The organism is Collimonas sp. GW821-FHT02H07, assembly GCF_059421505.1.
The window spans coordinates 103,430-116,483 of record NZ_JBWKVC010000002.1 but is presented as its reverse complement, the minus strand read 5'-3'; the positions used below and the strand labels follow the sequence as shown (position 1 = coordinate 116,483).

Sequence of the window (13,054 nt, the reverse complement as noted above, 5' to 3'; positions counted from 1 at the left end):
ACGCGGGGTGGAGCAGTCTGGCAGCTCGTCGGGCTCATAACCCGAAGGTCGTAGGTTCAAATCCTGCCCCCGCAACCAGTTACAGTAAGAAGGCAAGCAGTTAAAGCCGTTTTTACGCATGAAGCCTTAAGTGGAATACGCTTAAGGCTTTTTATATTCAGACGCGGGGTGGAGCAGTCTGGCAGCTCGTCGGGCTCATAACCCGAAGGTCGTAGGTTCAAATCCTGCCCCCGCAACCAATAAAAGACGGACCAGCTACTTGCTTAGTAGTTGGTCCGTTTTCATTTTGGCCCAGACTTCATCGCCTTGTAGTTCAATTTGCATTTTCCCGAAGATGCCGCGCAGAATAGTATGGGCCGCTGGCCTATTGTCTTGCAGCGCGCTAGAAAGATCCATTAGCATTTCTTTGAACAGGCGGTCAACATCCGGCGCCAGTCCTTTTTGTTGACTGGCATCGGTTTCAATGGACCGCTGAATTGCGGCACGCTCTTTTTCAGCTTGTTTTAGGCGAGTGGCAAGGGCCGGCGAGATCCCTACGGCTGCAATTGCTTCTACCATTCGTTTTATCTCATCACCCAGCTGAGATAGCCTTTCTTGGTTAAATGAAAGTGCTTCTTTGCCGCCGGCAAGTCTTTCGGCCAGCATCTGATTAAATACGCGCTTGAATTCGGCTGCGGCGGCTGGCGATAGCAATTCGTCGCGCACTACGGATAACAGTCGCTTTTCAACCGTTTCGCGCAGAATAGAAAATCCGGGGCAAACTGCCGGCCCGCGATCTTTTGCCGCGTTGCACCCATATCTAATTGTGTTTATGGTAATTACAGTGCCGCCGCAGTGTGGGCATATCAATAATCCACCACAAAGGGTGAGTTCAACGGGAATCTGTTCTAAAAGCCGGACGTCACCAGTCGATTTCCATCGTAAGGAATAGCTGCTCCAAAGCATTCATAAATAAAATGTCATTGGGATCATTGGGATTAGCTGCATAGGACAGATGCGCAGACATTGAATCTTGTTTCCCAAAATAGAATTCCTTATCAATTTTTTTCAATCTTCCAGCATCATCGAGCCAATAAAAGGTGAGTACCGTAGTCGATCCATTTTTGCTTTGAATGTTGTAACTGAAGTTCAAACGCTGAGGGTAATTCTCTTTGAATTGCGCCAGGAATTCTTCGTTAAAATCTTTTGGTGCCATAAAATAGTCAGTACTTTTCCTGATATCTACGGCCTCTTTTTTATTTCCTACCTTGCTTTTGAGGGTAAAGCCGTCTTTACAGGTTGCCGATCCCGACTGTTTTTCAAACGACGGTTTGTCAAAAAAATCAGGAACATTAAATTTCAGGAGGCCGCCGCAATAGGCGAATTTTCCCGTCTCAGCAGCGTATGCAGGGAGCAGACTTTGCATAAGAAAACAGACAGCTAACAGAATTGTTTTTTTCATTCTTATCGCCCTTAGGCCAGAATCGGTTGGAAATTCGTAGGTGCTACGATCGCGTCATTTAAAGCATGCCAGGCGTGTTCAAAGCACGGCCAGCGGACTTCATCGAAATGCACGGTGCCAGGGTTAATGCACTTAGTCAAATTCTTGGCGTCTGCATTGGTTGTGCCTTGATCTGCCCAGTAATTAATGCTCAGCTTCCCGTTCGGGACAAGACGCTTTTTACTGTCGACGTTATAGCGTTGCTTCGATGCCCAATATGAGCCACTTGCATCGCAGGTCAAATCCGCATGGGTCGCCAATGATAATGCCGCGCTCTCAGTTAAAAATGATGCATCTTTGTAGTTACCGAAGTTCTCGTAATTGGTTCGGCCTGTCAGCTGAATAATCCCTCTTCCCTTAAAACGTATGCCGTCACCAGGTTGGGTATTGCCGATCTTTTTTCCTTCAGGTTGTCCAGGTTCGTATTTGTTGAAATAGCTGTCGGGGCCACCTTCAACCATTGTGCTAAGACGGCCAGTTTCTTCAGCCAATTGAGCAAATAAGTGTGCTGTGCGCCGACGCGGCCCCATCCTGTATTTACGAACTGTCTTTTGCAACGCATTGTGCAGATTGGCGGGGCGGGTATTTGACGAATTATTTAAATTATTTTTTACGTGGGCAATCGTAAATGTTTCAGCTTCCTTACCTTTGTTATCCACAACTGTCTTGCGTATGATTCGGACGATTTCGTCCTGGCTTAGCCATTCGCATTTCCTAAAGTGGCGCACGAACTCCGCTGGATGGAAATGCCATTGTGCAGCTTTAAAAGCTGCGGGCAAGCCGTCGTGACCCATAGTTTGCAGGTGTTTAATGACCTCCGCCCAGCCCGCTGGATCATCCGGCTGATCGGGTTGTTTGCGCAAGCATTCATAACGTGCAGTTATCGTACTCTTGTCCCATTCATTGGGAAATTTACAGATCGTGCGTGCGAGTTTAGGGAGTACAGCGGGGTCGCCAATGCGCGCTGCCAGTTTGACGTTATCGTTCTTGCTATCTGGATCTTGAGGATCTGCAATCAAGTCTTTCAATTTGGCTGAGTCACAGCGTTGATCCGCTGGCTGCGCGTCATCGCCGAAGCAATTCCAGCCCATCACCGGAAGAAAATCGGCATCACTGAATTTAAAAGTGCCTGGCGCGTTGAGATCAGCCCAAACCGTTTGACCCGCTATATTCTTGATTTGACGCCAGTGGGCTGCGTTGCTGGGCAACGGGTCTTTATCTTCCGCTTTGCTACTTGTGCCAATATTTCTGCCAAAGCGCAGCAACTCATACCAGCCGCTGGGGCTGCTAACAGTTCCAGTAGTCTGCATGGCTCTGTCGTGCCGCTTGTTGGCGTCTTTGTACAAGTTATATTCAAAGTCCACATCGGGGTCGCAGGTGCCGATCTTTACTCCAGCGGTGTTATAGGTTGTTATGGCGCAAGAGCCAGGGGTTGCGCCTTCGGTGCCAAAACTTATTTTCACCCATTGAGCTGTCGCCAGTGTCGTCGCTGCAGTGTTCGAGGCAGCGGCTGACGGTTGTGTCGCCGGCGCAGACTTGCCGCGTAAATGTTGAGTTGGCACGCTAGTTGAGGTTGGCGTCGTTTCAGGAAGATAGATATAGATATCTCCAAATACCGCATCTGTTCTACCGTCGTTCGTTGGCGTTTTGGTGGGGTCTTGCCATGCTAGATCGCGGCCAATAATTTTCTTTAAATTGTCGTCATCGCACGAAATCGCTAGTTCGCATTGTCCGCTGTGCAGATAGACACTGCCGGTGGAGCCGATGACGTCCTTGCGGTAAATTTTCTGACCTTCGGTAAGAGTCGATTTGACCTCTGACAGATGCATGTAGGACGAATAAAATTTTACTGTAGTTACCGTGTTACCATCCGCGCCAATTTCGGTCTCATGTTCAATGATGACCATGCCGTTATCTGTCCAACTTGCCTCTGTCCCAAACGGATTATAGGCTTGCCCATCGGCCGCGTCGTTAACCCTGGCACGCGCTTTATTCACATAGATTATCTTGCCGTCCGCAATGGCCCGTGCGGGTGCATAGCCATGGTCGGCAGTCGGCGCTTGCAGATGCATGCCGGTGTGCCATAGCAAAGATTGACTAACAGGAAAATTTCCCTCAGGAGCAGAAGTGGTTGATTCACGTGAATCGACCGGACGTAATCCATTCTCCAGTATTTTATTTTCTTCAGTTTCGCCAGTTAAAAAAGGAGGGCTAATCAGCATTATTTAATTCTCGCTTTTACAAATTTCAAATGGAGATTTTGCGTTTGGTGATGACTTTGGTTCTCTGCATTGTTGGCAAAATTGGCGGCCCTAAACTCTTTGGCCCTGGCAAACTGTGCGTCGCTGCGTGGGCAACAAATGCGCCATTGGTGCCGTGCTCAATGCCGCCAGCATTGAACTTGGCATAGCTGCCGCCACCATTGACGACGACTTCTTCCTTGGCGGTGATGGTGATGCGATTAGCCGTTTGTGTGATGTTCAATTTTGCCAAAATGTTGATGCTGTCCGACAGGGCTTGCATATCAATATCGCCGGCGGCTGCCACAAATTTCATACCGGCTTTTTGCACCATCAAACGGAAGGTCTTGGCAATGCTGGCAAATAGGCTGTCGCCGCTGGCAATCGACAGGCTCTTGCCGGTGGTAATGGCGGTGTGGTCGCCGCTTGCTATATGGGTACTGCCGCCAGTAGTGGACTCGATACCCGCCGGGCTGGCCAGCACCAGGTGTGGTGCGGAGAGTTCTGGAAAGCTGCCGTCGTCGCTTGCGCCGCTGCCCTTGATTGCATCATTCTGCGCTTTCAAGATCTTGGCGATATCGACTTGCTGGCCAGCCTTGTCCTGCGCGCCGGCCTGTTGTGCCATATCGGCCAGTGTTTCATGCTGGTCGCGCGCAGCCGTGAGACGCTGTACTGTCTCGCCCATGTCTTTCATGTGAGACGCGGCGTTGTTGCGTGCCTCAGTGGTGATCAGCATCCCCTTTGCTGAACGCGCCACGCCATGGCCGTCTGTCCTCAGCTCCCAGCCGTCACCCCGCGCATCCTTGCGCCCCGCATTGTCCTCAATTCGGGTAATGCTGCCTAGACTCAGCTGGCTGTGCTGGTGATCGCTTTTCAGCTGCGCCTGGATTTTCCCGTTGGTATCGTCCAGGATCAAATGGTTGCTTCTACCGCCTGCCTGATTGCCGCCGTTAGGCGTCAGTTCCCGGCTTCTGAAGCCCATCAATGACTGCTGGGTCGCCAGCTTCCAGGGCGGCATGTTGCGTTGGTTGTAGACGCTGCCGGTGACGATGGGGCGGTCGGGATTACCATCGAGCCATTGGACCAGGCATTCCGATCCGACGCGCGGGATGGATTTGGCGCCCAGCTCGCCGCCGGCCCATGCACTTGCCACGCGCACCCAGGCAGAGCTGCGCTCATCGTTGTTGCCGATGCGGTCCCAGTGGAACTGGACACGGATACGGCCGAATTCATCAGTATGGACGCTGCCCTGGCCTGAAGGACCGACGACCGTTGCGGTTTGCGGAAATGTGATCCTGGTGTCGACGCTGTTGAATTGGCGGCCGGGCCGCCAAGGAATGGTTTTTCGGATGCACGTGAAAGTATTGCTGTAGGCGGATTTCTCCGTTGTCTCTTGCAGATAATTATTCGTTGCCGTGTGGCGTACCGTCAGGATCAGGAATTCATTTTTTCCTGCCTCTTTATAACCATAGTGGCCGCTCAAACGGAACCAGTACCCAGGGATGACAGAGCGGTTATTGCCTGCGGCTTCAAAGTGTTTGCCTTTCGCTTCAATCTCCTCCATGCGCAGCCGCGACAACTGGTCGGCGCCTTGCGTGTTCTTGACGCCGTAGGCGCCCACGTATTCATAGGATTCGATATCGAGGACGCTGCTGCCTTGCTTGTTCAGTGTCGGCACGCCGGCATTGATCGGCACCGGGTTCTTGAAGTTGAAGCCACCTATCGATACGGAACCGGGAACGATCTGGCGCACTGGCGAAAACTCGCCTATGCCGTCTTCCTCGGTCGCGCCGCCGTGGCGCTGGAAACGGATCTCGGGGCTGCCGTCGATTGCTTCTGCACGCGTCGAATCATCGGTGATGATCAGCTTGTGGCCTTGGGCGCTGTGCTGGAAGTGATACAGCAAGCCGGCGTTTTCAAGGCGTCGGTGAATGTAGTTGTGGTCGCTTTCGTCAAACTGAAAGGCGTCCGTCATTGCCGGGTCTTCTCCGCTGACCTGGAAATCCCAGTCGGGCAGGGTGCCGTAGTCTTTGAAAATGCCGTCGATCTGTTCGCGCAGCGTCTTGCCGTGAAAAATGTAGTTGTCTTTGCGCAGGCGTAGATACTGTGTCCACGGACCCAATTTGGCCTGGTAAAAGGTGATAGCCCCATCCGTGCGAGTCAATCTGAACTCGAAACAGAATCCGGAAAAATATCGGAGGCTGCCGTCAGCCTTAACCAGTTCCACGCAAAACAGCTTGCCTTGTAGGTCTTTGAGCGCCAGGCCAGGATCATCCGAAAGCAATTCAATCGAAAATTCAAAGTCCCGCGAGGGCTTTCGGCAGCATCGAGTTTGTTTACCAGGAGCTGAGCTTGCGGCCCATCGTTATGGGGAAACGAGAGGCGAAGGATACGGCTATTCTGTCGCCCCTGTATCAAGGCTGATATGGATTGAAGCAAACTACTCATGCGGGGTTCCTCGGAATTGAACCGTTATCAATAAGAATGTTTTTTTAGCAATGTAGACAGGGCATTCTACTTAATAAATGCTTCATTAAAGCATAACCGCCAGCGCCTTTGATTGCTATTGAGAAATGTTTGTGAGTGATGGATTTTGCAAGAGTTGACACTTTTGTTGAAATTTTGAGACAGCAGAGGGGATGACAGAATTGGGCGTCCCCGAGTAGGGGCATGGCGGCGGAGGGTATGCGCAACGCGGGCGGAATTTGGGCGAAAACGGAGACTTTTCCAGCCCTTCCCAGACCTAGCCGCTTTTGCGTACCTTAGTGTTTGCGCGTCTACGACGGTTTGGAGCGGTTTGTAATGGTGGAGGCGGCGGGAATCGACCCCGCGTCTCTATGGACACCAGGGGAGCGCTGCCAATGCGTCTAGCCGTCCCTAAGCATGGCGATTTATCACATTGGCCTGTTTTTTTGGTCAAATTTGCATGACAGTCGAAAAAGTGGGCAGGTGGTGACGTAATATTGATGTTGTTACGCCAGAAATATTGGTTCTCGCCAAGATAAAACTAAACATCTACCCCAATTATCAAAATGGCTCGAAATCTATTTGTTACTGCTTTGCGCGAAGCAGGTAAGCAAGCTCAACGAAGCGCCCAAGCAGCTACAAGAGAGCGCGCTCGGATGTTGAGAGAGGAAGCTCGATTAACTAGGGAAATGGAACGCAACAACAAGCGTGAAGAAAAGGAAAGGCAGAAGCAATATACAGAGGATCGTATTGCTGAAGTTGATGATCAAAACGATGAAATCAATGAGTCGATTGAAGTATTAAATACCTTACTAATTGAGGGTATGAATACGGATCCAAGTTTAAATTTTGATAGCCTGCGAGTTGTTCCGAAAGAATGTAAGTTGGAATTCGGGAACCTCGCTACCCCACTTGTGCCTCCGGCCAAGATTGCAATACCTAAACCAAACGTCTTAATTGCCTGGCTCCCTCCCGTGAAGAAGGCCTATGACGCAAAGCGTGTGGCTTCGCAACGATTTCACGAAAAAATGCTTGCCGACTATCAAACTAAAGAAGCAACCCGAAAGACCTTCGTCCAAAAACTGGAAGAAGCGCATGTTCGTGAAGTGCATGAAGCAGAAAAAGTTGCAAACGACGCCAATGCTGAAATTGATAAATGGCAAAGAGCATTTTTAAAAGGAGAGCCCGAAGCGGTTGCGGAATATTTTAGAACTGTACTCGAAAGCAGCGATTACCCGGAAGGATTTCCACAGGATTCGCGAGCCATCTATATTGCGGAATCAAGGCAGTTGGTTATTGAATATGCTCTTCCACAAATGAATGACGTCGTACCAATGGTAAAAGCATATAAATACGTCAAAGCAAGCGACTCTATTACAGAATCTGCTCGCCCGGAAAGCCAGCGTCGTTCAATTTACAGTGAAGTCGTGGCTCAAACTACCCTTCGCTGCTTGTGGGAGATTTTTACGTCGGATGGCAATTGCTTAGTAGATACCGCGGTTTTGAGTGGCTATGTAGATGCGATCAATCCAAGTACTGGCAAGGCGATTAGACCGTGTTTGGTTACTGTTCGGGTAACAAGGGACGCAATGAACAATATCGACTTGCATATGGCTGAAGCCATTCCATGCCTTCGAGAATTGAAAGCGTCATTTTCAAAGAGCCCGGGTGAACTAGCCCCTGTAAGGCCGATTCTTGAACTGAACATGTTTGATGCAAGATTTGTACAAGAAGCTGACGTACTGTCGACCTTGGACCACCGATCAAATTTGATGGATTTGACACCGGGTGATTTTGAGTCGCTTATCACCAATTTGTTTCAAAAAATGGGGCTGGATACCAAGATGACTCAAGCGTCGCGCGATGGTGGTGTCGATTGTGTAGCATTTGACCCACGTCCCATTTTTGGGGGGAAAGTGGTTATCCAAGCAAAACGCTACAAAAATACCGTTGGCGTAAGTGCAGTTCGCGATTTATACGGGACGATGCAGAATGAGGGTGCATCGAAAGGTATATTGGTGACGACAAGCGGCTATGGGAAAGCCGCTTTTGATTTTGCGAACGGAAAGCCTTTGGAGCTGCTTGACGGCGGAAATCTACTTTATCTATTAAAAGAGCACTCAGGGCTGGATGCAAAAATCGTCATGCCTGACGAGTGGCAAGATATCTCACTGGATAGGCGGGAAAATGAATAAATGGGGCAAGCAAAGATATCCCCGATACCCACCAGCTCGCCGCCGCGGTATGACGGTAGCATCTGCATCGATTCAAGCCGCCTCTGAGCGGCTTTTTATTATATGGAGATGACAGAGGGGATTGATAATTCAAAAATAATGTAGACTCAAAACGGTTTAATGGCTTGAAAATAATTGAGCATGAAAAGATTTTCTTTTGATAGCGATGGCGTCTGTCTGTCTTATCTCGATTCCGGCGTCGACGCACCGTTATTGCTGGCAATGCATGGGCACTTTGGCTGCGCTCGCAATTTCTTGCCTTTGACACGGGCATTGGCGCAGGACTATCGCGTGGTCGCGTTGGATCAGCGCGGCCATGGCTGGAGTCAGCATCCTGAAGATTGCTCCAGAGGCGCTTATGTCAAGGACATATACAACCTGGTCAGGCATTTAAGTTCGAAACGTCCGCTGTTTTTGCTAGGGCATTCGCTTGGCGGCGTAAATGCCTACCAATTTGCTGCTCAGCATCCCGATATGGTTAGTGCATTGGTGGTGGAAGATATCGGCGTGCACGTCTCCCCCAAGATCGGCTTTGCTGCCGACTGGCCGCATCGTTACGCCAGCTTGTCCGATTTGCTGCAACTACTGACCGACAAGGGGCTAAGCGGTGACCGACATTTCCTGGATAGCGCTTGCGAATATGAGGATGGCTGGGGTTTTCGTTTCAGCCCGGATTGGATCGCCCGCTCCCAGCAAGCTGTGACTGGCGACTGGCGCGGCGATTGGCTGCAACTGCAATGTCCTACGCTGCTGTTGCACGGTACGCGCAGCAGGGACATGCGAACGGAAGACGGACAGTGGATGCTGGCTAATCATCCCAATTGCGCCTATCTGGAGTTTTCCGCCGGCCATACTATCCACGACGAGTTGCCCGATGAATTTGCCGACGCGGTCAAGAACTTCTTGCGCGGCAAGGCTGAAGAATGCCCTCATTTTTGAGCGGACTATCCTGTGTTTCTATCCAAGTGACAGCAAAGGATGCGCTCAGGCGCACCGGACGCTGATGGTATGGACCGCTGCCGTTGCGCCGGCGCCGTATGCTTTCGCTTGCCGGTCGAGGGTGCGAATTCCTGGCCAGTTTTCTTCGTGGCGAGGTTGCGCCATTTGGCGAATGTGCCAGTAATGCCAGGATCTGGGTCGATCTCATCCTCGCGTTCGACTTCTGCTTCCGCGATGCACGTCTCCAGCAACTAATGCGCTCGATCAGTTCCGTGAACAATTGATTGAGCCTCTATTCGCTGAATGCATCAGCGAATAGAGGCTCGATCAAGAGAAATCCATTGTACGTCGCTTATTCCATTGCTGCGAAATTTGGGATTCTCACGCTGTACCAAGGAGCATTACACACGCCTGTTATTCAACTGATTTCTTTGCAAGAGGGCTGTATAACGACTCCGTCAGGCTGCATTAGAGGGAGAAGCGCATGGTTCCGAGACTGCCTACTTCGACAACGCCATCGCTGTTGACGAATGAACGGGTGCCTTCAACCAAGATAGTATTGTCCGTCAGATACGCCCCATTCCAACTATCAACGATATTGTAAGGACGCTGATCCGGGCGTTGAGCACCGCCGAAGGAAATATTAAATGGAGCTACGCCGTCTTTGCCCTGGCTTTTGCTGAAGACCCAGCCGTAGTTGCCGACATTCCCTTCCACTGAAAATGCGCCGATCGGGCTGTAGTTGGCGCTGTAAACGCCGGCGATTACGCCATTCGACGGATTCGCCGAAGAAATCTTCAATGTGAAATTCTTGTCCGCAGATTTATAAATTCCAATTGCAGGTACGTTACTCATTGTGAATTTCCTTTCATGGAAAGTAGGGGCAGCCAAGCGCATTTTTTGCGCTTCTGCGCGATTGATAGTAGTCCATAAAAATCTAGATAACATCCTGTTAAAAGTGGCAGGAAGCGCTTATAGGAACCGTATTAGACGGCGTTGCCGCACGTCTTCCTCGCTCGTTTTCCCCGTTGCTTCTCGCATGGTCATCAATGCGTGACCCAGCTGGCAATCGGATTGACCAGATTGGCCGCATTGGCTGCGCTAAAGGCAGGTTTGGCGCCAAACTCCGTCACATACAAATCCAGTCGCGCCAGGCTTTTGACGGCGCTGAAATTGACGGCGAATCGGATGAAACTGGCGCCGTTAAGCGGGTTGTCCGAATTCGGATTCACTGTATTGCTGTTGTTTTGATGATAGCCCTTTGGCAGCAATACATTTTGCGTGCTGCCATCGGCAAACGTCGCGCGCAGCGTATAGTCGCATCCTGTATTTTGGCAGTAGTTCGCATACTTCAACTTCATTTGATCCCAGTCTGGCTGACTGGTTGGATCAAAGGTGTGCGGTATATTTCCCTGGCCTGCCGTGCTTACCGCCAGGCGATTCAAGGTGGCATCGGTTTTGGAGATATTGCCCATCACGGTGACTACCTGTTGGTTGCCTTGCATATCTCGTTGCAACTGACTTACGGTGGAGCTGGCGTCGACGTATGCGCCTTGGGCTGCCGACCAGCTGCTAAAGCGGAATGCACCGCTGGCCGCGGCCGGATCATAAACGATACGACCGTTCATCCATCCCTGTATCAGCGCACTGCTGTAATCGGCAAACATGCTCCAGCGATAGCCCGCTGGATGGTCGCCGCTGCCGCCTTGCATCGGGTCTTGCCGATAGCAGTGTCCCGCAGCATCCAGCTGGCGGCCGCTGGATTTGCATGGCAAGGCGGGCAGCACTGGGGACAGCAGCTGATTGCGAACTGCGTCATAACCCCAGCTTGAGCCGGACAAGCTGCCGCCGGGATAGGGAAACGTGCCGCTGTTGTACATGTCGCCTGCGTGCGACATGCCGTAGCCATGGCCCATCTCATGGACGAAGATGCCGCCATAATTGTCGGAATCGCCGTCGGCATTTCCGGCGCCCACGCTGGTCAGGCCGCCGCCCATGCCGATGAGCTTTCCGGTGAGAGGATCTTCCAGCACCATTGGCGCCCAATAGGCGACATTCAGATTGCCGTCGTTGTTCGCAGTCACGCTGCGCAATTCTGGAAGGACGCTGAGCATCTGTCCCATCAGCACATAACCGTCCGCGCCAGGCGAACTCCTCGCCGCCGCGAAAGAAGAATAGGCTTGCGCAGCCGCAGTGCCGGTGGGAGGCAGGACGAAATCATTGAACGGCAGATCCCCTGAAGTTGCACCTTCCACTGTTGCCACAGGAATTTCCTGGGCATAGTCGAGCGCGATGCTGCTCCCGTCCATCCCTAATTGTTCGTGATTTGCATCTGTCATGGCGCGAGTAGCGCCGAAGAAAAAGACCGGTACGGTTCTTACTTTCAGATTGACGCCGGCGGTTACGGTCAATGGCACTGTGCTCACCTCATTACCGCGGGTGATCTTCAACGTAGTTCCCGGTTGTATCCACTCTTTAGGCAACAGCACGCTGTATTTGCTGGATGAATAGCTGGGCATGCCGTTATCCGTTGCCGGCAATTTGTCAGGCGTATTCAGAACGAGGCTGCCGAGGTTGCCGCCTGCTATCTCGACTTGAATGCTGCCGCCTGCTGTGGTCGGCTCGACCATCAGCAACGCGGCTCGGTTGGCGAGCAGATTCAAGGTCCGGCTTTTGCCATTGGCAGTATTCATCGTACGGCCCGCTGGAGGAATGACATGCGTTTGTGCCAATTCAATGCTGTTCAGTGACAGCGTCCCGCTGGTAGCGGGCGTGGTCGGCGTCGTCGCAGTACCAGGAGGCGCAACTGGCGTAGTCGGCGTGGTGGCCGTGCCGGGTGGCGCAGTCGGTGTCGTCGCAGTGCCGGGTGGCGTCGGTACGGTCGATGTTCCCGGGTTGGGAGCCACGGCAGTGCTGGAAGTGCTAGAACTATTGGCGCTATCGCCGCCGCCGCAGGCGGACAACAGCAATGAGAGGGTGGCGGCGGCAGCCAGTGAATGACGCTTGGTGAGGAAAGGGGAGAAAGGCATTGCTTGTGTCCGTCTAAAATAAAAGATTCATTAAGGCAACATCCGTGCCACGGCCAGGACACGCCGTTGTGCTCACCATGGTCAAAGACAAGTACTGCAAATAAATGTCCGCCGGCGGTCAAAATTTGTCACTTTAAAACCGCCGTCATTTTTTGGAGAGGGGACCCTGCCTTCTCCCGCAACCAAAAAAAGACGGACCAGCTACTTGCTTGGTAGCTGGTCCGTTGTCGTTTCTGCCTTCTGTAATCGCTGGAGCTCACTTCATCGGTGTAGAAAATCCGTGCGTCGTTTTCGCCGCCGGTCCGTGTGAAAATCCTTCCAGCCGATACATCGCTGAATCCATGGACTCCCCCAGGCTCAGCTTAACAGCCGCTCGCGTTTTTGTTCTTCATCGAAAAACAGCCGCGACGGCTTGATCAGGTCGCTGCGGCTGATGATGCCGGTCAGGCGGCGGCTTTGCAGATCGGTGACCACCGGCAGCCGTTCCAGGTGGTGCGTCGCCATGCGTGCCGCGGCGATGCGGCAGGTCTCGGACGGCAGCGCGACCAGGGCAGCGGATTGCGCCAGGTATCCGGGATTGAACAAGGTTGTCAGCGGATTGCTGCCATCGGCTTGCGGGCCGAAGCTGCTGCGTTCGATCATTCTCACTGGCAGCAGGCTGCGCTG

General features: G+C 52.0%; 8 protein-coding genes, 2 tRNA genes and 2 pseudogenes. 5 read left to right on the top strand and 7 right to left on the bottom strand.

What is annotated here, in order from left to right:
• The first annotated feature begins 1 nt into the window (after position 1).
• Both AC07V8_RS03705 and AC07V8_RS03700 read left to right on the top strand, forming a co-directional pair.
• Positions 2–78, top strand: a tRNA-Met gene (locus tag AC07V8_RS03705).
• Positions 79–162: 84 nt separating this feature from the next.
• Positions 163–239 (top strand) — tRNA-Met (locus AC07V8_RS03700).
• Between the two features lie 16 nt (positions 240–255).
• Here the strand turns inward: AC07V8_RS03700 and AC07V8_RS03695 are convergent.
• The 4 genes and pseudogenes from AC07V8_RS03695 to AC07V8_RS03680 all read right to left on the bottom strand — a co-directional run bounded on the left by AC07V8_RS03695 (position 256) and on the right by AC07V8_RS03680 (position 6,168).
• Positions 256–945 carry a recombinase zinc ribbon domain-containing protein gene (locus AC07V8_RS03695; protein WP_494677325.1) on the bottom strand — a complete coding sequence of 230 codons (690 nt, stop codon included), beginning with the start codon at positions 943–945 and terminating at the stop codon, positions 256–258.
• Positions 902–1,441: a hypothetical protein gene (locus AC07V8_RS03690; RefSeq protein WP_494677324.1), complete on the bottom strand. Its 540-nt coding sequence runs from the start codon at positions 1,439–1,441 to the stop codon at positions 902–904. Before AC07V8_RS03690 ends, AC07V8_RS03695 begins: the two co-directional genes overlap by 44 nt.
• A gap of 11 nt (positions 1,442–1,452) precedes the next feature.
• Positions 1,453–3,702: a hypothetical protein gene (locus tag AC07V8_RS03685; protein ID WP_494677323.1), complete on the bottom strand. Its 2,250-nt coding sequence runs from the start codon at positions 3,700–3,702 to the stop codon at positions 1,453–1,455.
• 25 nt (positions 3,703–3,727) lie between these two features.
• A pseudogene (locus tag AC07V8_RS03680) lies at positions 3,728–6,168 on the bottom strand (type VI secretion system Vgr family protein).
• Positions 6,169–6,752: 584 nt separating this feature from the next.
• Here AC07V8_RS03680 and AC07V8_RS03675 point away from each other — a divergent pair.
• Together AC07V8_RS03675 and AC07V8_RS03670 are read left to right on the top strand one after the other, a co-directional pair.
• On the top strand, positions 6,753–8,381 hold the full coding sequence (locus AC07V8_RS03675; protein WP_494677322.1) for a restriction endonuclease: 1,629 nt from the start codon (positions 6,753–6,755) through the stop codon (positions 8,379–8,381).
• Between the two features lie 180 nt (positions 8,382–8,561).
• Positions 8,562–9,359, top strand: coding sequence for an alpha/beta fold hydrolase (locus AC07V8_RS03670; protein ID WP_494677321.1), 798 nt, complete (start codon positions 8,562–8,564; stop codon positions 9,357–9,359).
• Between the two features lie 468 nt (positions 9,360–9,827).
• On the opposite strand, the gene AC07V8_RS03665 is transcribed toward AC07V8_RS03670, so the two are convergent.
• Both AC07V8_RS03665 and AC07V8_RS03660 read right to left on the bottom strand, forming a co-directional pair.
• Positions 9,828–10,214 carry a hypothetical protein gene (locus tag AC07V8_RS03665; protein ID WP_494677320.1) on the bottom strand — a complete coding sequence of 129 codons (387 nt, stop codon included), beginning with the start codon at positions 10,212–10,214 and terminating at the stop codon, positions 9,828–9,830.
• Positions 10,215–10,405: 191 nt separating this feature from the next.
• Positions 10,406–12,052 carry a M66 family metalloprotease gene (locus AC07V8_RS03660; RefSeq protein ID WP_494677319.1) on the bottom strand — a complete coding sequence of 549 codons (1,647 nt, stop codon included), beginning with the start codon at positions 12,050–12,052 and terminating at the stop codon, positions 10,406–10,408.
• A 43-nt stretch (positions 12,053–12,095) separates the two neighbouring features.
• On the opposite strand from AC07V8_RS03660, the gene AC07V8_RS03655 reads away from it, so the two are divergent.
• Positions 12,096–12,359, top strand: coding sequence for a hypothetical protein (locus AC07V8_RS03655; RefSeq protein WP_494677318.1), 264 nt, complete (start codon positions 12,096–12,098; stop codon positions 12,357–12,359).
• A 386-nt stretch (positions 12,360–12,745) separates the two neighbouring features.
• On the opposite strand, the pseudogene AC07V8_RS03650 reads toward AC07V8_RS03655, so the two are convergent.
• Positions 12,746–12,946: pseudogene (locus AC07V8_RS03650) on the bottom strand (CBS domain-containing protein); the annotation flags it as partial.
• Positions 12,947–13,054: the final 108 nt, after the last annotated feature.